15 protein-coding genes are annotated in these 20,575 nt (G+C 66.2%); 6 read left to right on the top strand and 9 right to left on the bottom strand.

Annotated elements, in window-relative coordinates; all coding sequences use genetic code 11:
- Window positions 1-18: 18 nt before the first annotated feature.
- From ACK41V_RS05000 to ACK41V_RS04980, 5 genes are all read right to left on the bottom strand, one after another.
- Entirely contained in the window at window positions 19-738 is a 720-nt protein-coding gene (locus tag ACK41V_RS05000; RefSeq protein ID WP_409778674.1) for a methyl-accepting chemotaxis protein, read from the bottom strand.
- Window positions 739-988: 250 nt separating this feature from the next.
- Window positions 989-1,819, bottom strand: coding sequence for a uroporphyrinogen-III C-methyltransferase (gene cobA, locus ACK41V_RS04995; protein WP_409778671.1), 831 nt, complete (start codon window positions 1,817-1,819; stop codon window positions 989-991).
- Window positions 1,816-2,739, bottom strand: a complete 924-nt coding sequence (gene ybiB, locus ACK41V_RS04990) for a DNA-binding protein YbiB (RefSeq protein WP_409778668.1) — start codon at window positions 2,737-2,739, stop codon at window positions 1,816-1,818. Before ybiB ends, cobA begins: the two co-directional genes overlap by 4 nt.
- A 171-nt stretch (window positions 2,740-2,910) precedes the next feature.
- Window positions 2,911-5,775 (bottom strand): molybdopterin-dependent oxidoreductase, encoded by a 2,865-nt coding sequence (locus ACK41V_RS04985; RefSeq protein ID WP_409778665.1) that lies wholly within the window; start codon window positions 5,773-5,775, stop codon window positions 2,911-2,913.
- Between the two features lie 1,016 nt (window positions 5,776-6,791).
- Window positions 6,792-7,604 carry an SDR family NAD(P)-dependent oxidoreductase gene (locus tag ACK41V_RS04980; RefSeq protein ID WP_409778836.1) on the bottom strand — a complete coding sequence of 271 codons (813 nt, stop codon included), beginning with the start codon at window positions 7,602-7,604 and terminating at the stop codon, window positions 6,792-6,794.
- A 151-nt stretch (window positions 7,605-7,755) separates the two neighbouring features.
- On the opposite strand from ACK41V_RS04980, the gene ACK41V_RS04975 reads away from it, so the two are divergent.
- Both ACK41V_RS04975 and ACK41V_RS04970 read left to right on the top strand, forming a co-directional pair.
- Entirely contained in the window at window positions 7,756-8,676 is a 921-nt protein-coding gene (locus tag ACK41V_RS04975) for an SMP-30/gluconolactonase/LRE family protein (protein WP_409778662.1), read from the top strand.
- Between the two features lie 48 nt (window positions 8,677-8,724).
- Entirely contained in the window at window positions 8,725-9,651 is a 927-nt protein-coding gene (locus tag ACK41V_RS04970) for an aldose 1-epimerase (protein ID WP_409778659.1), read from the top strand.
- A 352-nt stretch (window positions 9,652-10,003) separates the two neighbouring features.
- On the opposite strand, the gene boxA is transcribed toward ACK41V_RS04970, so the two are convergent.
- The 4 genes from boxA to ACK41V_RS04950 all read right to left on the bottom strand — a co-directional run bounded on the left by boxA (window position 10,004) and on the right by ACK41V_RS04950 (window position 15,692).
- Window positions 10,004-11,281, bottom strand: a complete 1,278-nt coding sequence (boxA, locus tag ACK41V_RS04965; RefSeq protein WP_409778656.1) for a benzoyl-CoA 2,3-epoxidase subunit BoxA — start codon at window positions 11,279-11,281, stop codon at window positions 10,004-10,006.
- Between the two features lie 145 nt (window positions 11,282-11,426).
- Complete coding sequence (gene boxB / locus ACK41V_RS04960; RefSeq protein WP_409778654.1) at window positions 11,427-12,854, bottom strand: benzoyl-CoA 2,3-epoxidase subunit BoxB; 1,428 nt, start codon at window positions 12,852-12,854, stop codon at window positions 11,427-11,429.
- Between the two features lie 26 nt (window positions 12,855-12,880).
- Window positions 12,881-14,551, bottom strand: coding sequence for a 2,3-epoxybenzoyl-CoA dihydrolase (boxC, locus tag ACK41V_RS04955; RefSeq protein ID WP_409778651.1), 1,671 nt, complete (start codon window positions 14,549-14,551; stop codon window positions 12,881-12,883).
- A gap of 199 nt (window positions 14,552-14,750) precedes the next feature.
- Window positions 14,751-15,692, bottom strand: coding sequence for a helix-turn-helix transcriptional regulator (locus tag ACK41V_RS04950; protein ID WP_409778648.1), 942 nt, complete (start codon window positions 15,690-15,692; stop codon window positions 14,751-14,753).
- A 268-nt stretch (window positions 15,693-15,960) separates the two neighbouring features.
- Here ACK41V_RS04950 and ACK41V_RS04945 point away from each other — a divergent pair, with 268 nt between their 5' ends.
- From ACK41V_RS04945 to ACK41V_RS04930, 4 genes are all read left to right on the top strand, one after another.
- Window positions 15,961-16,428, top strand: coding sequence for a DUF4863 family protein (locus ACK41V_RS04945; RefSeq protein WP_409778645.1), 468 nt, complete (start codon window positions 15,961-15,963; stop codon window positions 16,426-16,428).
- A gap of 178 nt (window positions 16,429-16,606) precedes the next feature.
- A complete protein-coding gene (locus tag ACK41V_RS04940; RefSeq protein ID WP_409778642.1) occupies window positions 16,607-18,157 on the top strand; it encodes a 3,4-dehydroadipyl-CoA semialdehyde dehydrogenase in 1,551 nt (516 codons plus the stop codon).
- Window positions 18,158-18,216: 59 nt separating this feature from the next.
- Window positions 18,217-19,764, top strand: coding sequence for a benzoate-CoA ligase family protein (locus ACK41V_RS04935; RefSeq protein WP_409778639.1), 1,548 nt, complete (start codon window positions 18,217-18,219; stop codon window positions 19,762-19,764).
- The gene (locus ACK41V_RS04930; protein WP_409778636.1) at window positions 19,761-20,564 is read left to right on the top strand and encodes an alpha/beta fold hydrolase; all 804 of its coding nucleotides are present in this window, start codon (window positions 19,761-19,763) and stop codon (window positions 20,562-20,564) included. Before ACK41V_RS04935 ends, ACK41V_RS04930 begins: the two co-directional genes overlap by 4 nt.
- Window positions 20,565-20,575: the final 11 nt, after the last annotated feature.

Genomic DNA, 20,575 nt, shown 5'->3' with positions numbered 1-20,575 from the left:
CACTACCTGCGCGGCGCGCTACGCCGCAGTCCGGCTGCGCCCCGCCAGCGACACCGCCTGCAGAGACAGGCCATCGATCTCGTTGGTGATGCCCGAGAGCACGTTGGCCACCACGGCAAACTCGCGCCCGTGCTGCCCGGCCCGCGCCGCCATCACCTGGGCATTGAAGCTGACCACCTTGGCCTCGCGCGCTACGGTCTGGATGGAGGCCACGATGCCCGCCAGCTCTTTCATCAATGTTTCCGATTTGGCCTTGCCGACCTGATCGAATGCGGTGGTCGCCGTGTTGAGTGCTTCCAGCGCGCTGTCGGTGGATTCCACCAGCCGCGCCAGCGCGTCTTCCACCCGTGGGCTTTGGCGCTCCGCCAGGTCCAGCGCCGTGCCGACCTGCTGCGCAAACGCGTCGATGATGGGTCCGACGCCCTGGGGGCCGTGGTAGGTCTTGCGGATGATGTCGCCGCTGGCTGCGTCGAGGTGGCGGGCGGTATCTACCAACTTGGCCTGGCTGTCGGTGAACAGCGCCAGCGAGCCGCGCGCGGCCTTCATGTGCAGGTCGCTGCCGCGTGCGGCCAGCACGGTCTGCAGCACCATGCGTTGCGACAACATGCGCTGGCGTGCCGCCAGGTTGACCAGCGACATCTCGCTGTCGCGCCCTGCTGAAGCGCCGGGCTTGGGCGCCAGTGCAGGTGTTGAAGAAAAGGGCATGCCGTTGCGGGGCGAGAGTGAAAAGGCTGCCATGGTGTTCCTTGTGCTGGTTGCATCCAGATACAGATAACTAAGCAATACCTGGGCCAGTGGTGTGTGTTGGTGCATGAACCAAACCGGTGCCACAACATGGCTGCACCAGCTGCACACGCGCGCATGAACTCACGAACGCCCAGCCTACCGCCGCGCTTGGCGCGCGCCGCAGAGGCCGTTGTTCAGTGGTTCAGTGATTGCTGTGGTGGCAGTAGCCGCAGCGACTGCCTTTGCCGAAAGGGCTGGCCGATCAGCCAGCGCGGCGCGCCAGCGGCTGCGCCATCCCGTCGTGCGATGCCAGCGCCACGCCCCGCACCACATCCCCCACCACGATCACCGAGGGGCTGGCCAGCCCTTCGCGGGCGATGGTGGCGTGCAGTGCACCCAGGGTGGTGACCGCGTGGCGCTGCTGGGGCAGGCTGGCGTGCTGGATGATGGCCACGGGCGTGTCAGCGGGCAGGCCGGTCAGCAGTTCTTGTTCGATGGTGGCTGCGCCGCTCACGCCCATGTAGATCACCAGCGTCAGCTTGGCGTCGCGTGCGGTCGCAGCCAGTTGGCGCCAGTCGGTGCCTGCGTCGCCGGGCTTGGCGTGGCCGGTCACAAACACCACGCCGTGTGCGTGCTCGCGGTGCGTGAGCGGTGCGCCGAGGGATGTCAATCCTGCCAGCCCCGCGGTAATGCCGTTGATGACTGTGACGGGCACGCCCGCAGCGCGCAGGTGTTCCACCTCTTCGCCCCCGCGGCCAAAGATGAAGGGGTCGCCGCCCTTCAGGCGCACCACGGTCTCGCCTTCGTTCACGGCCATCAGCATCAGCTTTTCGATGAAGGCTTGCGGCGTGCTTTTGCAGCCGCCGCGTTTGCCCACGTACACGATGCGCGCCGTGGGCGATGCGTGGGCCACGATGGCGTCGCTCACCAAGTCATCCACCAGCAGCACGGTGGCGGCCTGAATGGCCTTGAGCGCCTTGATGGTGAGCAATTCCGGGTCGCCAGGGCCTGCGCCCACCAGCGTGCAACTGCCACCGGTGCCCAGATGGGGCTTGGACGGGGGCAGGGTGTGGGGGGGCGTTGGGCGGCTCATGGGGATGTCTCCGAAACTGTTTGATCAGCAAGTCGCAAGATGTGTTCCACCTGTCGCTCAATCGCGGGCGGAATGGGCAACTCGCCTGCGAGCACGTGGCGTGTGTAGTGGGCCGTGGTGGCCACGTCGATCTCGGCGGGCAGGCCGGGCACTTCGCTGGCGGTGCCGGGCTGTTGCGATTCGAGCACCGCGTGCAAGCCGTGCACAAAGCCGTCGTAACGGGGTGTGCGGCGCGGATCGGTGGCCACTTCGCCTTCCAGCCCGCGCGAGAGCAGGGCGCTCATGCCCAGGGTGCGAAAGGTGGTCTGCAGCATCTCGAAATATTCCGGGTGGGTGTAGGCCGTCACCACCACCGATGGCCCCGCGCACGGGCTCATCAGTTTGACCACGCTGTGCCCCGGGTTGCGCAGACCCACCACGTCGCGCACCGAGAGCAGGCGGGCGAGGCCTGCGTGCAGGTGCTGCGTGTGAATGTGTCCTACTGTTCCATTTGCTATTTTTTCAGGAGCTATCAGTGCAGTTATATCAAGCGCTAGAAGCACATCGGATGCCAAAATTCGCCGCGCTTCGGTGCGCATGCCGTGTAGCAGCACCGGCAGCCCCTCGCGGGCCAGCAGCAGCGCCAGCAGTGGCGTCAACACCGGCAGCTTGCGCGCACCGTTGTAGCTGGGCAGCACGATGAGCGGGCGGTCGGTGGCGGGCAGCAGCGCCAGGCGCTGGTGCGTGGCGTCCAGAAACCCGCACATCTCTTCGGCGGTCTCGCCCTTGATGCGCATGGCCAGGCAGAAGGCGCCGATCTCCAGGTCGGTCACGCTGCCGTCCAGCACCTGGCCGAACAGGTCGGTGGCCTGCTCGCGCGACAGCGGCTTGGCACCGCGCGCGCCGCGCCCTATTTCCTTGATGTACTGGCTAATGCCCATGGTCTTTTCGTGGTGGGACTTGTGAAACAGGGCTCCAGCGTCGTTATTTCGGCTTGCCGTACAGGCGTACTGTCTGCGCCGAAAATGCCTAGCTGGAGTCCTGTTGCACAAGTCCTTGTGGGTGTTTTTGGGGGCGAGGCGCTATTTTCGCGCAACCCAGCCAACTTCTGGTTATATGGTGACGTGGGCTGCAGTCGGGGCAGCGGCGAGCGGACCCGTGGCGCGCACCATGCGTTTGAGTTCGGGCAGGCACGAGCCGCAGTTGGTGCCGCAGCGCAGCTTGCCTTGCAGCTGGGCCAGGCGGTCGTCGTCGGTGCCGTGGCAGCGTGCCAGCTCGCCGGTGATGGCCACATTGGTCACGTTAAAGCAGGTGCAGATGGTTTTGCCGCGCGATTGCACCGCCACCGGGGCCTTGGCGCTGGGCACCAGCAGCAGGCGGCCGTAGGTTTGTGCGGGCAATTCTTCTTGCAGCAGGGTTTTGAGCCAGCCTTCGGCGCTGGTGTCCCCCGCCAGCACAACGCCTTCCAGTGTGGTGGCGCCTCCCTCGGAAGGCAGCCTGCGCACCAACCGTGCGGCGCGGCGCTGGCCACGCTTTTTGTCGGCGTAGCGCAGCGTGTCGGCGGCGGCCAGGCCCATCAACCCCTCGATGCGTTCGATGACCGCGTCGGCAGGCGCCTCGTGTGCGGCCGCGCGCAGCAGCACACCGGTGCGTTCGCGGCCCGGCTCATCCAGCGGCGTGTTGTTGCTGAACGGCACGCAGCTGGCAAACGGAAACTCCGCCATCAGTGCCGACAGCGCCTCGCGTGTGGCCAGCACGCCGTCGGCGCCTTCGTTTGGCAGCCAGGCCATGGCCAGCAGCGTCCAGGGCAGTTCAGCCTTCAGCACTTTGACCGCAGCGTGTTTCAACTCCGGCTGTTTGGACGTGGGGCAAAACGCGGACGTGGTGAGTGCATTTACGCCCGCCAGCCGCTCGCCGGTGGCCGACACGCCGCTCAAAAATTCACTGCCCCAGTGCATGGCCATGAACGCCTGCGACAGGCCCAGCGTGGCATCGGCTTGCACAGGCACCACGATGGAGCCGCGCTTGCTGGTCACGTGCACCAGGTCGCCGTTCTTCAGGCCGCGCCGCTCCATGTCCTGCGGGTGCAGCTGCACGCAGGGCTCGGCCACATGGCCGAACAGGCGGCCCAGCGTGCCGGTGCGGGTCATGCCGTGCCACTGGTCGCGCAGTCGGCCGGTGGTCAGGCTGAAGGGGTAGCGCGACTCGCGTTGCTCGGCCGTGGGTTGCCACGCATGCGCGGCAAAACGGGCGCGGCCATCCGCGGTGGGGTAGACGCCGTCTTCGTACAGGCGGGCCTTGCCGGTGGCTGCATCTGCAACGAATGGCCATTGTTGAGGGCCTTCAGATTCGAGCAGGTCCCACGACAGGCCGGTGATGTCCAGATCACGCCCGCGCGTGCTTTCGCGGTGTTCTTTCCACACGGTCTCGGCGCCCTGGTCTGCCTGCTCGGTGGTGTAGGGAAAGAGGGTGGGCAGCCCTGGCCGCAGCCGCGCCTCCAGTTGGTGCGCAAACTGCACCGCAATGGCCCAGTCGTGGCGCGCCAGGCCGGGGGCGGGCACGGCAGTGCGCACGCGCGAAATGCGGCGCTCGCTGTTGGTCACGGTGCCGGTTTTTTCGCCCCAGGTGGTGGCGGGCAGCAACAGGTCGGCGTACGCGCAGGTGGCGGCGGTGGCAAAGGCTTCCTGCACGACGACAAACTCCGCGCGCTCCAGGGCGCGGCGCACGGTGGCCTGGTCGGGCATGCTTTGCGCGGGGTTGGTGCAGGCAATCCACAGCGCCTTGATTTCGCCGTCGGCTGCGGCCTGGAACATCTCCACGGCTGTCTTGCCGGGTTGGCTTGGCACATCGGCCACGCCCCACAGCGCAGCCACTTCGGCGCGGTGTGCAGGGTTGGCCAGATCGCGGTGGGCGCTGAGCAAATTGGCCAGGCCACCTACCTCGCGCCCACCCATCGCGTTGGGCTGGCCGGTCAGGCTGAAGGGGCCTGCGCCGGGCTTGCCAATGTGGCCCGTCGCCAAGTGCAGGTTGATGAGCGCAGCGTTTTTGGCGGTGCCGCTCGTGCTCTGGTTGAGGCCCTGGCAGTACAGGCTGAGCGTGGCCTTGGATGTGGCAAACCATTTGGCTGCAGTGGTGAGGTCGGCCACCGAAATGCCACACACCTGCGCAACCCGCTCGGGCGTTGCTTCGCGCACCAGGGCCTTGAGTTCGTCAAAACCCGTGGTGTGCGCGGCGATGTAGTTGGCGTCGATCCAGCCCTCCCACAGCATCAGGTGCAGCATGCCGTTGAACAGCATCACATCGCTGCCGGGCTGGATGGGCAAAAACAGGTCAGCCATGCCGGCGGTGTCGGTACGGCGCGGGTCGGCCACGATGACCTTCATGCCGGGGTTGGCGGCGCGCGCGTCTTCAATGCGGCGAAACAAAATGGGGTGGGCCCAGGCCGCGTTGCTGCCCACGATGAACAGGCACTGCGCGTGGTTCACGTCGTCGTAGCAGGCGGGGGGCGCGTCGGCACCGAGGGTCTGCTTGTAGCCCGCCACCGCGCTGCTCATGCACAGGCGGGAGTTGGTGTCGATGTTGTTGGTGCCGATCAAGCCCTTGGCGAGTTTGTTGAAGACGTAGTAGTCCTCGGTGAGCAGCTGGCCGCTGACGTAGAAACCCACGGCATCGGGGCCGTGTTCGCTGATGACCCGTGCGAACTGGTCGGTGGCCAGGGTCAGTGCGGCGTCCCAGGTCAGGGGCAGTGCAGTCTTGTCTTTGCGCTGCGCGCGGTGCAGGGGGTGCAGCAGGCGGGTTTGCAGCGTGACCGGGCTGGTGGCGGTGAGGTGCAGGGTGGAGCCCTTGGTGCACAGGCGGCCGAAGTTGGCGGGGTGGGTGGGGTCGCCGCGCACGCCGGTGATTTGGGGGCCGGTGCTTTCGATGATCACGCCGCAGCCTACGCCGCAGTAGGGGCAGGTGGATTTGGTTTCTTGCATGGCGTGGTTTTAAGTGTTTTAGGGCTCTAGCGCTTATCTATTAAGCGCTGGTAGCTATTGTTTTGATAGTTTTGCAACCAGTTCGGGCTGAGCTTCTCGAATGCTGGGCGCACCCCAATCCGTTCGGGCTGAGCTTGTCGAAGCCTTGGCGCCGATTGTGGTGTGTGCCTTTGTTAAGGGCGGAGGCCGGGTTGTCGCCCCGGCGGGCGAGTAACTTTCTTTCGCGTCGCCAAAAGAAAGTCACCAAAGAAAAGGCGACCCCCAGTCTGCGACCCCTTCGCTTCGCTACGGGGCGACCTGCGTCGGGGCGGTTGCGGGGTGCGCCGCAGAACTCACTGCGCTGCTGTGCAGCTTCGTTCAGACAACTGCGGCGAGCTAGATCACGAGGCATGCGCGCTTCGACGCGCATGCTCACCCCGCAACCGCCCCGCCGCAGGCGCAGCCAGCAGGGGGTGGACAGCCGAACAGCCCAACATCCGAACATCCCCACGGGCCTTTGCTTCGCTCGGCCCAGTCTGCGCAGCGCGTGGCGCTAGCGCCCGCGCGTTCGAGGCCGAGCGAAGCGCAGCGAAGCAATGGCCCGAATGGATGTTCTCTCCCCCGCCCCTCTGTATGCGCCGAGGAGCGCAGCGGGCGGGGTGGCATGTGTGCCGAAGGACACACATGCATCGTGGTCTAGCTCGCCGCAGTTGTTTGAGCGGAGCGCGCCAGCGCGCAGCGAGTTCTGCGGCGCACCCCGCCCGCGAGCACCGCAGGTTGCCCGCAGCGAAGCGAAGGGACGCAGACAGCGGGGTCGCCTTTTCTTTGGTGACTTTCTTTTGGCGAAGCAAAAGAGAAGTTACTCGCATGCCGGGCGACTCCCGGCCTCCGCCCTCAACAAAAGCATGCTTTTCAAATCAGCACGCCAAGGCTTCGACAAGCTCAGCCCGAACGGCCTGAAGAAAACGCTGTTGCTACAAAAACAATAGCTACCAGCGCTTTATGGATAAGCGATAGAGCCCAATTTCACTCAAAAATCAAACCCACCCCGCATCCACCTTGAATTCCTGCGCCGTACACATCGCCGCATCATCCGACGCCAAAAACAGCACCATCCGCGCAATGTCATGTGGCTGCAGCTTGTCCGGCAAACACTGATTGCGCGCCAGCTCTTTTTCGCCCTCCGCGTCCAGCCACAGCTTGATCTGCCGCTCCGTCATCACCCACCCCGGCGACACCGTATTGATGCGGATGCGGTCCTGCCCCAAGGTCTTGGCCAGCCCGCGGGTCAGGCCATTCACCGACGACTTGGCAATCGCATAACAAGGGTAGCCAGCGCCCTTGCCCTGCCAGCCGGTGGACCCGAGATTGATGACCGACCCCGCACCCAGCCGCTTCATGCCCGGCACCGCTGCCTGGATCGCAAAAAACGCGGGCCGCTCGTTGATGGCCATGCGCTCGTCGTAATAGGCGGGCGTGACCGATTCGAGTGTGTGGCGGTCGTCGCTGGCCACGTTGTTGACCAGGGCTGAGAAGTCACCCAGTTCCGACGCGGCATCTGCGATGGCGGCCTGCAGTGCCGCCACGTCGCGCACATCACACACGCGCCACCACGGGCGGGCATGGCCCGCGTCGGCCATCTGCTGCACCAGGGCTTCGCTGGCCTCGCGGGCCACGTCCACAAACGCCACGCGCGCGCCCTGTTCGGCAAACGCCGCCACGATGGCGGCGCCAATACCGCTGCCGCCGCCGGTCACAAACACCGCCCGGCCCTGAAGGCTGGGGAAACGCGAGAAACGGGCGGCGTCAGGTGCCGCAGCGGACGGGATGGAAGAAGGATTTGAAATCATTGACATATCAATATGAATATCGATTGATTGAAAAAATATCTATTACAAGCATCACTGTGCGTTGATAAGATGGCCGCCGTCAAGAGCCCTGCGTCAGACAGGTGCAGAAACAACGAACACGGAGACTGGTGTGAACCCCTCAGAAACTGGGATGGCTCGGCCATCCGGCCAGCTGCTGGCTGCGCCGCTGGTATTGGGCGATGTGCGCTGTGTGTGGCCTGCGGGCGCGCAGTTGGGCGAGGGCTTGCTGTGGTCGGTGCGCGAACAGGCGCTGTATTGGGTGGACATCCTGTCGTGCCAGCTGCACCGGTGGGACCCCGCCAGTGGCGCGCAAAGGCACTGGCTGTTTGCCGAAGAGATTTCTGCGCTGGCCGAGCGTGCCCAGGCGCCGGGCCTCATCGTCACGCTGCGGCGCGGCTTTGCGCTGTTCGACCCCGCTGTGGACACCGAACCCCGCTACCTGCACCAGCCCGAGCCCGACATGCCCGGCAACCGTTTCAACGACGGCAAATGCGATGCGCAGGGGCGGTTCTGGGCGGGCACCATGGACTTTGCGTGCGAGGCGCCCACCGGCGCGTTGTATCGCTTTGACCCGGATGGGCGCTGCACGCAGCACGACACCGGGTTTGCCGTGACCAACGGCCCCATCTGGGCGCTGGATGGCGCGATGTATTTCAACGACACCGTCCAAGGCCGCACCTACCGCTACGACGGCGATTGCGCTGCGGGCACGGTGTCCAACAAGGTGCTGTGGAACCAGTTCGCACTGGGCGATGGGGTGCCCGACGGCATGACCACCGATGCGATGGGCCGCATCTGGATCGCGCACTGGGGCGGCGCCTGCGTCACCTGCCACGACCCCATCACGGCGGCAGAGCTGGCCCGTGTGCCGGTGCCCGCCAGCCAGGTCACCAACTGCGCATTTGGCGGCGCGGATCTGCGCACCTTGTTCATCTCCACCGCGCGGGTGGGCCTGAGTGCCGAGCAGTTGGTGGTCGAGCCGCTTGCAGGCGGGGTGTTTGCGGTGCCGGTCGATGGGCCGGGGCTTGCCGCGCACCGGTTTGGTGGCTGATGCCGCTCCATGCCTCCTCCTTTTGAATTTCTGAAAGCACGTTCATCCATGACACAGCCAGCCCACCCCATCTTTTGGTTGCACCACGCAGGCCAGCATCTGGGGCTGGTCCCGTCGCTGGGCGGCAGTGTCGCTGCCTGGCAGCTGGACCACCCAGAGGGCCCGGACGGGCGGCTGGACCTGTGGCGCCCGTGGGATGGCGCGACGCCCGACCTGTACCAGATGGCGTCGTTCGCCATGGTGCCGTGGTCCAACCGGATCAGCGGGGGCGGTTTTACGCACGGCGGGCAGTTTCACCCCATGCAGCCCAACCGTGTGGGCGAGCCGTATCCCATCCATGGCGATGGCTGGCTGCAGCCGTGGAGCTTGTCGCAACCCGCGCCCGACACGCTGGTGATGACGCTGCGATCCACGTGTTTTGATGGCAACCCTTACGACTACGAATCGGTGCAGACCTTTCGCTTGGTCGACGGCGGACTGGACCAGGACGTGGTGGTGCGCCACCTTGGCGCGCAGCCCTTGCCCTACGGCATCGGCGTGCACCCGTGGTTTCCCCGCACGCCCGCCACGCGCATCACCGCGCCGGTGCAGGCCGTGTGGCTGTGTGGCGTCGACCCGTTGCCCACCGAACACACCACGCAGTTTCCGCCCGGGTGGGATCTGAACCAGGGCGCGTCTGCCCATGGCGATTTGATCGACAACGGCTACACCGGCTGGGGCGGCACCGCACAGATCGACTGGCCCGAACGCGGCCTGACGCTGACCGCGCACATGCCGGACTTTGACAAAGACGGGGGCGCCGACCAGCACTACTGCCTGGTCTACCGCCCGCCGCAGGGCCCCGCGTTCTGTTTTGAGCCCATCACCCAGCCCATTGATGCGTTCCATCTGCCGGGCCAACCCGGCCTGCGGGTGCTGGCGCAGGGCGAGACCTGCGCGCTGCGGGTGCAATGGCGGGTGAGCGCCCTGGTTTGATCCATCCACCGGGCGTTTTATAGGGCTGTTACTACCAAAAATATAGCTACTAGCGCTTGATAGATAAGCGCTAGAGGCCGATTTGGCTTGATTTTTTACATGTCTCAGATGGGGGCATCCGCCGACGCGTTAGGAGCGGCGCGGGGATTAACCCCCTCTCCCCTCGCGGGAGAGGGTTGGGGAGAGGGGGCCTGCACCCGCGCCGCGCCCGCTTCGCCCCCTCTCCCCGGCCCTCTCCCACCAGGGGAGAGGGAGTGAGAGCCATCTGAGGCGGGTACCTAATCAGGCAGTTTGGCTATGAATTTGCCTGGATCCTTGAGTCTCCGAGAGCGCCAGGCAACAGCTCCGCAGCTCAATAGGTCTCCAGGTGCAGGCGTCCTTCGCGCTTCAAGCTGGCGCCCAGGGTGTCCCAGTCTGCGCCTGCGTCACGGGCAATGTCGCGCAGCGCCATCACCACGCCTTCTTCCATGCTTTTGAGGCCACACACATAGAAGTGGCTGTTGCCATCGCGCAGCAGCGCGGCCAGGTCGGCGGCGCGCTCGCGCATCAGGTCCTGCACATAGCGCTTGGGCTGCCCGGCGGTGCGCGAGAACGCCAGGTTGATGTCGATGAAATCCTTGGGCAGGTTTTGCAACGGGCCAAAGTACGGCAGCTCTTGCTGCGTGCGTGCGCCGAAGAACAGCATGAGCTTGCCGCCCTCGAACTTGCCGCTGCTGCGCAGGCGCCGCCGCCATTCGGTCATCGCGCGCATGGGGGCGCTGCCGGTGCCGGTGCAGATCATCACGATGTGCGAGCGCGGGTGGTTGGGCATGAGGAACGAGCTGCCAAACGGCCCCACCACCTGCACCTGGTCGCCCACTTTCAGGTCGCACACATGGTTGGACGCGATGCCGCGCACGGCGTTGCAGTCGTGGTCGGTGGTCACGCGTTTCACCGTCAGCGCCAGGTTGTTGTAGCCGGGCCGCTCTCCATTGCGCGGGCTGGCCACCGAGTATTGGCGTGCGTGGTGCGCCTTGCCCAGCGCGTCGGTGCCAGGCGGGACGATGCCGATGGACTGGCCCTCCAGCACCGGAAACGGCATGCTGCCAAAGTCCAGCACCACGTGGTGCGTCTCGCTTTCAAAGCCCGCCTCGGTGCAGTTGAAGTTGCCGACCACGGTGGCGGTGGTGGGGCTCCTGGGCGGGAACAGGTTGGTGTACGGGTGCGCAGCCGACCAGGGCGGTACGGTGGCGCCGTACTGGGCCGAACTGAAGGTCTGGGTGCCCGGCTCTGCGAGCGTGGCCGGTGCCAACGCCGCCGCCTCATCAGCGGTGGAGGGCGCAACGCCCTCGGCGGCGAGTTGGTCTGGCGTCAGTTCGGGCGGTAGTTCCTCCCACGTCAGCTGCTCTTCAATCGAATACGCGCGTGCCAGCGGCAGGGTGCGCCAGTTGTCGATGGAGCCCGTGGGGCAGGGCGAGATGCAGGCCATGCAGCCATTGCACACATCGGCCCGCACCACATAGTTGTTGTCATCGTGCGTGATGGCGCCCACGGGGCACGTGGCCTCGCAGGTGTTGCAGCGGATGCAGATCTCGGGGTCGATCAGGTGCTGCTTCAGGATGCCGTTGTCGATCAGCGTGGTGGTATCCATGTTCTTCTTCCAAAAAGTCACCCGACCCCGCCGGGAGCGGCCTCCGGAACTGGCGCGAACCATGCCAGTGCCACCGCGGAACCGGCTTCGCCGGGCCGCTGGTGGCGTCCCCCTGAGGGGGAAGACGCGCAGCGGCTCAGGGGGCTCAATTAAAGCGGACGTATTCAAAGTCGACCGGTTGGCGGTTGATGCCCATGACCGGTGGCGCAATCCAGCCCGCAAACTTGCCGGGCTCCACCACGCGGCCCATCAGCGAGGCGACAAACGCAAAGTCTTCCGGCGTGGGCAGCCATTCGGCCTTGCGCGCGACCCATTCCGTCTCGCTCACCACACGGCCGTCTGGCGACATCTTGATGCCTGCCAGCGCACCGATCTGGCGGTTGAACGCCTTGTGGGGCACCGTGAGGCGGGTCGGGACACCGGCTTTTTCCAGCACCTTGTTCCAGCGGCCCACGCCGGCCATCGAGTCCTTGATGAAGTCGTCGCGCAGCACTTCATTCAGGGCGTTGAGCATGGGCACATCTTTCTCCAGCAGTTGCCCGTTGACCACTTCCAGCACCTTGTACGTCTGGCCCTTGAGCACGTGGTCGTCCGTGCGCTTGCCTTCTTCATACCGACCCTTGAGGCCCGAGCTGTAGAAGATGGCCGCGTTGCTCGACTGATCTGCGCCAAACAGGTCGATGGTGACGCTGTAGTGGAAGTTGAGGTAGCGCTGGATGGTGCCCAGGTCGATGGCACCGGCCGCGCGCACCTTGGCGGGGTCGTCGGTCTTGAGGTCGTTCATCACCTGCGCGGTGCGCGACAGCACGCGCGACACGCCGCTTTCGCCCACAAACATGTGGTGGGCTTCTTCGGTCAGCATGAACTTGGTGGTGCGGGCCAGCGGGTCGAACGCGCTTTCGGCCAGCGCCGACAGCTGGAACTTGCCGTCGCGGTCGGTGAAGTAGGTGAACATGAAGAACGCCAGCCAGTCGGGCGTCTTCTCGTTGAAGGCGCCCAGGATGCGCGGGTTGTCCACGTCGCCCGACGTGCGCTGCAGCAGCGCCTCGGCTTCTTCGCGGCCGTCGCGGCCAAAGTGCTTGTGCAGCAGGTACACCATGGCCCACAGGTGGCGGCCTTCTTCCACATTGATCTGGAACAGGTTGCGCAGGTCGTACATGCTGGGCGCCGTGAGGCCCAGGTGGCGCTGCTGCTCGACCGACGCGGGCTCGGTGTCGCCCTGCGTCACGATGATGCGGCGCAGGTTGGCGCGGTGCTCGCCGGGCACGTCCTGCCAGGCTTTCTCGCCCTTGTGGTCGCCGAAATGGATCTCGCGGTTGGCATCGCCCGGGTTCAGAAAAATGCCCCAGCGGTAGTCGCGCATCTTCACGTGGCCGAACTGGGCCCAGCCCTGCGGGTCCACGCTGACGGCTGTGCGCAGGTACACGTCGTGGTTGGTCGAGCCTTCGGGGCCCACGTCGTCCCACCAGTTGATGAAGTTGGGCTGCCAGCCTTCGAGCGCACGCTGCAGCGTGCGGTCTTCGCCCAGGTTGACGTTGTTGGGGATCTTCTCGCTGTAGTTGATGCTGCTCATGACGTGCTCCTTGAGGGATGGTGTTCTTAGACGCGGTTCAGGTCGAAGCCCGCTTTTTGACCGGTGCCGTAAACCTTCAATGCGCCCTGCGCACCCACGGCGTTGGGGCGGTTGAAGATCCAGTTTTGCCAGGCGGTCAGGCGGCCAAAGATGCGGGTGTTCATGTTTTCCTTGCTGGCAAAACGCAGGTTTGCTTCCAGGCCCGTCAAGGCATCGGGCGACATGGCGGCGCGCTCCTCGATGGCGATGCGAATCTCGTCGTCCCAGTCAATGTCATCGGGCGCAGCGGTGACCAGGCCCAGTGCCAGGGCAGCGTCCGCGTCCAGCGGTTTTCCTGCGGCCGAACGCGCGGTTTCCATCGGCGCGGGTTCTTCATAAAAGCGGCGTTGCAGGCGGCTTTGGTCGTTGACCAGCGGCAGCAGTCCGAAATTGAACTCGTTCAGGATGAGCCGGGGTGCGCGGTCGGCGTCGTCCGGCAGCGCCAGCATGTAGGTGCGGTCGGCCGCAAAGGCCAGCTCAGCCAGCGAACCCACAAAGGCCGAGCCGGGCTCCACCAGGGCGAAAAGGCTGCGCGAGGACACATCCAGGCGTGCAAACGTGCGGCGCAGCGCGCCAATGGTTTCGCGCACCAGCCAATGGTCTTGGTGGGCCAGCAGCGTGGCATCGCTGGCCAGCACCGCTTGCGCGTCGCCTTCGGTCTTGATCAGCCAGGTGCCGATAGCAAGTTCATTCGTGCGCAGGTTCAGGATGGCGTCGTCCAGCTGGCGCGCCATGGCCAGCGGCCACCAGTGGGCGCCTGCGGCCTCGATGGCTGCCACGTCCGCAGGCTGCGGGCCGGTGGGCGCCTTCACCGTCAGGGTTGCGGTGCGGCGGGTGCGGTCGATATCGACGGTGACATGGGTGTAGCGCAGGCTGTCGGCGCTGTCTTCGCGCTCCACACGGGTAAGCGTCACGCCCTTAACGCCCGCGGGGCGGTGGCTGCCTTCAGACAGCTTGTCGGCACGCGCCTGCACGGTGGCTGCGAACTGCGCGGGTTTGGCAATGGCATCCACCAGGCGCCAGTCCACCGCGCGCTGGCCGCGCACACCTTCCACGCTGGTGCAGAAGATGTCGGCCAGGTCATGGCGCACATGGCGTTTGTCGGTGACGCGGGTCAGGCCGCCCGTGCCGGGCAACACGCCCAGCAGCGGCACCTCGGGCAAGGACACGGAGGACGACCGGTCGTCCACCAGCACGATTTCGTCACACGCGAGCGCCAGCTCGTAGCCGCCACCGGCGCAGGCGCCGTTCACCGCCGCCACGAACTTGAGGCCTGAGTATTTCGACGAATCCTCGATGCCGTTGCGGGTCTCATTGGTGAACTTGCAGAAGTTCACCTTCCAGGCGTGGCTGGACACCCCCAGCATGAAGATGTTGGCGCCCGAGCAAAAGATACGGTCCTTGGCGCTGGTGACGATGACCGAGCGCACTTCGGGGTGTTCAAAACGAACGCGGTTGAGGGCGTCGGCCAGTTCGATGTCTACGCCCAGGTCGTAGCTGTTGAGCTTGAGCTTGTAGCCCGGGCGAATGCCGCCGTCCTCGGCAATGTCGAGCGACAGGCGCGCCACGGTGCCGTCCACTGCCAGATTCCAGTGGCGGTACTTCGTGGGGTCAGTGCGGTAGTCAACGCGGGCAGGGGCTTGCGTGAGTTCGGTCATGGTGTCTCCGTAGGACTGCTAACAGGAATAATAATGCATGTATCGGTGCGTTGATGTGCATCATCATGCATATTCGTGTGCAAGTCAATGCATGTCGCAGATTTTTCTGACTGGACTGGACTGGACTGGGGCGGCAGGGTGGAGTCCCTGCGTGGGGTGGCGCGAGGGGCAACCGTTGCGGCGGCCTCCCTCTAGCGCATCAGACGGCTTGTGCCATGACTTTGCGCACGCTCGACTGCAGCGCGTGCAGGCTTTGGTCGGGCGTCTGGCCCGATGTGTCGATGGTGATGTCGGCCTTGGAATAGAAGGCGGCTCGCCCGTCCAGAATGCGCTTGAGGTCGTCCATGGCCTCTTTGCTGGCGGCCATGGGACGCATGTCGCCCTGGGCCAGCACGCGGCCCATGTGTTCTTCTGGCGCCGCACGCAACCACACGGTGGTGCAGTGCGCCAGCAGCTCGTTGAAGGTCGCAGGGTCGGACACGATGCCGCCAGGCGTGGCAATGACGACTTCGCTGTGAATCTGCACGGCTTCTTCCAGCGCGCGGCGCTCGTAGCGGCGGTAGGCCGTTGTGCCATACAGATCGTGGATCTCCCGCACGCTGCAGCCTGCCAGGGTTTCGATCTCGCGGCTCAGCTCAATGAACGGCACATCCATGTGCCGGGCCAGCAGCGGTCCCAGGGTGGACTTGCCCGCGCCGCGCAGTCCCACCAAAGCAATGCGCCGGTGGCGGGCGGTGTCCTTGCCTGCGCCACTCAGCAGTTCGTTGAGGGCCAGGCGTGCACGGCGCAGTTCGGGCTCGCTGCGGTGCTCCAGCAACTCGCGGATCAGCAGCCACTCCGGCGAGCGGGTGGTGAAGTCGCCCAACAGTTCGGCCAGCGAGCAGTGCAGCGCAGTGGCCACCTGCTGAAGCACCAGGATGGAGGCATTGCCGGTGCCGTACTCGAGATTGGCCAGGTGTCGCTCCGACACATCGGCCGCCGTGGCCACCGCCTTGCGTGTGAGTCCGCGCTGCGCGCGCAGGTTGCGCACGCGGTCGCCCAGCGCCACCAGCAAGGGGTTCTTGGCGTCTTCTGCGGGGGCGGCCGCGTCACTTGCGGTGTCCGGCATCAACAGCGCCCCGGCTTCTTCTTGTTCGTTCATACCCATCCTCGTTCACGGAATCTCATTGTCTAACGCGCTGAGTGCCTGCGGCACACACCACCTGTACGACGCACAGGGTTGTGGTTTCAATGCGGCTGGCAAATAGCTTGGAATTTCTTGATATGCACTATAGTGCTTGACATGTGCAGGTTTGGACCTTATTGTTTGTGCAAGTGCAAAATACTGCACATCTTTGTTTGGCACAAGCGATCAGATCAAACTGGTCGCCGCGGGTTTGAACCTGCGCCCCACTTCTTTCAAGGATTCGATGTCCACCAAAGCTGCATTTCACCAAGCGTTGTCCGACCTTACGGGCCAGATTGCAGGGCAGCCTTTGACCGCCGCCCTTGCCGATTGGCTCAACGACGTGCACGGGGTAGAGAGTGTGTCGTACCAGACCCTCAAGGCCGCTTGTGTTCAAGGTGTCGAAGAAGGCTGGCTGTGTGACCGCGAGGGTGCAGGCATCCGCTATGGCCGCGTCTTCAAGGCAGAAGACGCGTTGCACCGGTTTTCGGTAGACGTCGTGGACATGCAAAACATCGCGGGTCCACACCACAGCCACCCCAACGGCGAAATCGATTTGATCATGCCGATCGAAGGGCATGCCACCTTTGACGGGCACCCTGCGGGCTGGTGTGTTTACCCGCCCGGCACGGCCCACCACCCCACGGTGGCACAGGGGCGTGCCCTGGTTCTCTATCTGTTGCCGGAAGGCCAAATCCAATTCAGCAAGTGAAACACCCCCTGAGTCGCTTCGCGCCTTCCCCCTCTCTCGATCCGCTGCGCGAGTCGGGAGGGGGACGCCCCCGGTGCGGCGGGGCGGCCCTTGCACGGGGGCACTGGCTTGGGTCGCGCCAGTTTTGTGCGTCGCGCGCTGGTCAACCGAAACCACGTTTCTTTTTCAATTTATCTTTATGACCGAACTTCTCCCCAATTTCGCCGCGGGCCGTTGGCAGGCAGGCACCGGCAACGGCACGCCGCTGTTCGACCCTGTGCTGGGCAACGAACTGGTGCGCGTGGACGCCACCGGGCTTGACCTGCCCGAGGCCTTCGCCTTCGCGCGCCAGCAAGGCGGCGCGGCGCTTCGCGCGCTGACCTACCGCGAGCGGGCCGCGCTGCTGGCCGCCATCGTCAAGGTGCTGCTCGCCCACCGCGACGCGTACTACGAGATCGCCACGGCCAATGCGGGCACGGTGAAGAACGATTCGGGCGTGGACATCGACGGCGCCATCTTCACCCTGGGCCAGTACGCCAAATGGGGGGACGCCCTGGGCGATGCCCGCGCGCTGCGCGATGGCGATGCGGCCCGGCTGGGCAAGGACCCGGCCTTCCAGTCGCAGCACCTCTCGGTGCCTCGGCAGGGTGTAGCACTGTTCATCAACGCCTTCAACTTCCCGTCCTGGGGCCTGTGGGAAAAGGCGGCACCGGCCCTGCTCTCGGGCATGCCGGTCATCGTCAAGCCCGCCACGGCCACGGCCTGGCTCACGCAGCGCATGGTGCGTGACGTGGTGGATGCGGGCGTGCTGCCCGCAGGCGCGCTGTCGGTCATCGTCGGCAGCTCGGCGGGGCTGATGGACCAGCTGCAGCCCTTCGACGTGGTGTCGTTCACCGGCTCGGCCGAGACTGCCGGCGTGATCCGCTCCCACCCCGCTGTGGCGCAGCGCTCGGTGCGCGCCAACATCGAGGCCGACAGCCTCAACAGCGCCATGCTGCTGCCGGGCGAGGCCCCGGGCAGCGAGGCCTTCAACCTGCTGGTGCGCGAGGTGGTGCGCGAAATGACGGTGAAGTCGGGCCAGAAATGCACGGCCATCCGCCGCATCCTGGTGCCGGCCGAGGTGTACGACGCGGCCGCTGAAGCCATCGCCGCCAAGCTCTCCACCATCATCGTGGGCAACCCGCGCAACGAGGGCGTGCGCATGGGCTCGCTCGTGAGCCGCGCCCAGCTGAATGCGGTGCGCGAAGGCCTCAGCGCCCTTGCTGCGCAGACCAGCGTGCTGCACGATGGCCGCGACCAGCCCCTGGTGGATGCCGACCCCGCCGTGGCCGCCTGCATCGGCCCCGTGCTGCTGGGCGCGCGCGATGCCGACGCAGCGCACCAGGTGCATGACGTGGAGGTCTTCGGCCCCGTGGCCACCTTGCTGCCCTACCGCGATGCGGCCCATGCGATCGCGCTGGCGCACCGGGGTCAGGGCTCGCTGGTGACCTCGCTGTATGGCAGCGACGAGACGGCGCTGGCCCACACCGCACTGGCCGTGGCTGCCAGCCATGGCCGTGTGCACGTGGTCACGCCCGACGTGGCGCAGGCCCACAGCGGCCACGGCAACGTGATGCCCATGTCGCAGCACGGCGGCCCGGGCCGCGCGGGCGGCGGTGCGGAACTGGGCGGTCTGCGCGCGCTCGACTTCTACCACCAGCGCACGGCCGTGCAGGCCAGCCCGGGGGTTCTGGCCGCGCTCGGGCTCTGAGCGGCTTTGCGAGACAGCCCGCGCCACCCCACCACAAGACGGCCAAAGGAGACAACACCATGAGCCTGCCCCCGCGATTCAACTTTGCCCACCACCTGTTCGCACTGAACAAGGACCGCGCCCAGCGCACGGCCTACATCGACGACCGGGGCACACTGACCTACGGCGCGCTGGAAGACCGCGCGCGGCGCCTGGCGTCGGCCCTCGCCAGCGCCGGCGTGCGGCGCGAGGAGCGCGTGCTGCTGCTCATGCACGACAGCAGCGACTGGCCCGTGGCCTTCCTGGGCTGCCTGTACGCGGGCGTGGTGCCGGTGGCGGTGAACACCCTGCTCACGGCCGACGACTACGCCTACATGCTGGACCACAGCCGCGCGCAGGCGGCCATTGTCTCGGGCGCACTGCTGGCCGTGCTGCAGGACGCCATGGGCCGCGCGCCGCACGAGGTGCGCACCCTGCTCGTCTCCCAGCCCACAGGGCCGCTGCCCGACGGTGCGCAGGACTTCGAGGCCGCGCTGGCGCAGGCCACGCCGCTCGCCGCGCCGGTCAGCATCGCGGCGGACGACCCGGGCTTTTGGCTCTATTCCTCGGGCTCCACCGGCAAGCCCAAGGGCACGGTGCATACCCATGCCAACCTGTGGTGGACGGCCGAGCTCTACGGCAAGCCGGTGCTCGGCCTGGCGGAGGACGACATCTGCTTCTCGGCCGCCAAGATGTACTTCGCCTACGGCCTGGGCAATGCGCTGACCTTCCCGCTCTCGGTGGGTGCCACCGTGGTGCTGATGGCCGAGCGGCCCACGCCCGACGCCACCTTCCGCCGCTGGACGCAGCACCGGCCCACCGTGTTCTTCGGCGCGCCCACGGGCTTTGCGGGCATGCTGGCCTCGCCCGCGCTGCCCGCGCGCGAGGCGGTGGCACTGCGCATGTGCTCGTCGGCCGGCGAGGCCCTGCCCGGTGAGATCGCCCAGCGCTTCAAGGCGCACTTCGGCTGCGAGATCATCGACGGCATCGGCTCCACCGAGATGCTGCACATCTTCATCTCCAACCGACCCGGCGACGTGCGCTACGGCACCACCGGCAAGCCGGTGGACGGCTACGAGGTGGAGCTGCGTGGCGAGGACGGCCGCCCCGTGCCCGATGGCGAGGTGGGCGACCTGTACATCCGCGGCCCGAGCGCGGCGCTGATGTACTGGGCCAACCGCGAGAAGTCGCGCGAGACCTTCCAGGGCGGCTGGACCAAGAGTGGCGACAAGTACACGCGCGACGCCGACGGCTACTTCACCTATGCGGGGCGCAGCGACGACATGCTCAAGGTCAGCGGCATCTATGTCTCGCCCTTCGAGGTCGAGGCCACGCTGATGCAGCACCCCGCCGTGCTCGAATCCGCCGTGATCGGCGTGCAGGACGGCGAAGGCCTGACCAAGACCAAGGCCTACGTGGTGCTCAAGCCGGGCCAGCATACCGACGCACAGGCCCTGCAGGCCTTCGTGAAGGAACGGCTGGCGGCTTACAAGTACCCGCGCTTCATCGAGTTCATCGACGAGCTGCCCAAGACCGCCACGGGCAAGATCCAGCGCTTTCGCCTGCGCGAGAAGGAGGCCCGCACATGACACAGGCCACCGCATTCGCCAGCATCGGCTGGCGTGGCAGCACGGTACAGATCGAGCACCAGTGGATCGCCCCCGAGCGCAGCGGCGCACCGCTGATCGTGTTCCTGCACGAGGGCCTGGGATCGGTGGCGATGTGGAAGGACTTCCCCGAGCGCCTGTGCAACGCCGCCGGCGTGCGCGGCCTGGTGTTCTCGCGCCCGGCCTACGGCCGCTCCACCCCGCGCAGCGCGGATGAAACCTGGGACATGGACTTCATGCACCAGCAGGCGCACGAGGTGCTGCCGGCCTTCTTCGACGCGCTGGGCATCGCTGAAGCGCCCTGGCTGCTGGGCCACAGCGACGGCGGATCGATCGCACTGCTGTATGCCGCGCGGTTTCCGAACGCCGTGCGCGGCCTGGTGCTGATGGCGCCGCACATCTTCGTCGAGGACGTGACCATCGCCAACATCGAGCTGGCGCGCGAGGCCTACCTCACCACCGACCTGCCCGCGAAGCTGGGCCGCTACCACGGCGATGCGGACTCGGCCTTCTGGGGCTGGAACCGCATCTGGCTGCACCCGCCGTTCCGGCAGTGGAACATCGAAGCGGAGATCGCCACCATCCGCTCCCCGGTCCTGGCCATCCAGGGCTTGGACGACGAGTACGGAACGCTGGAGCAGATCCGCGGCATCGCGCGCCAGGTTCCGGGCACGCAGCTGCTCGAATTGCCCGGCTGCGGGCACTCGCCCCACCGCGCCCAGCCCGATGCGGTCATCGCGGCGGCCACGACCTTCATCGCGCAGGCAGCACAGCACTGCTGAACACACAGCCC

The organism is Acidovorax sp., assembly GCF_046291265.1.
Taxonomy (GTDB): domain Bacteria; phylum Pseudomonadota; class Gammaproteobacteria; order Burkholderiales; family Burkholderiaceae_C; genus Acidovorax.
Note: the sequence above shows the minus strand (reverse complement) of the source record. Positions and strands in the feature narration are given on the sequence as shown.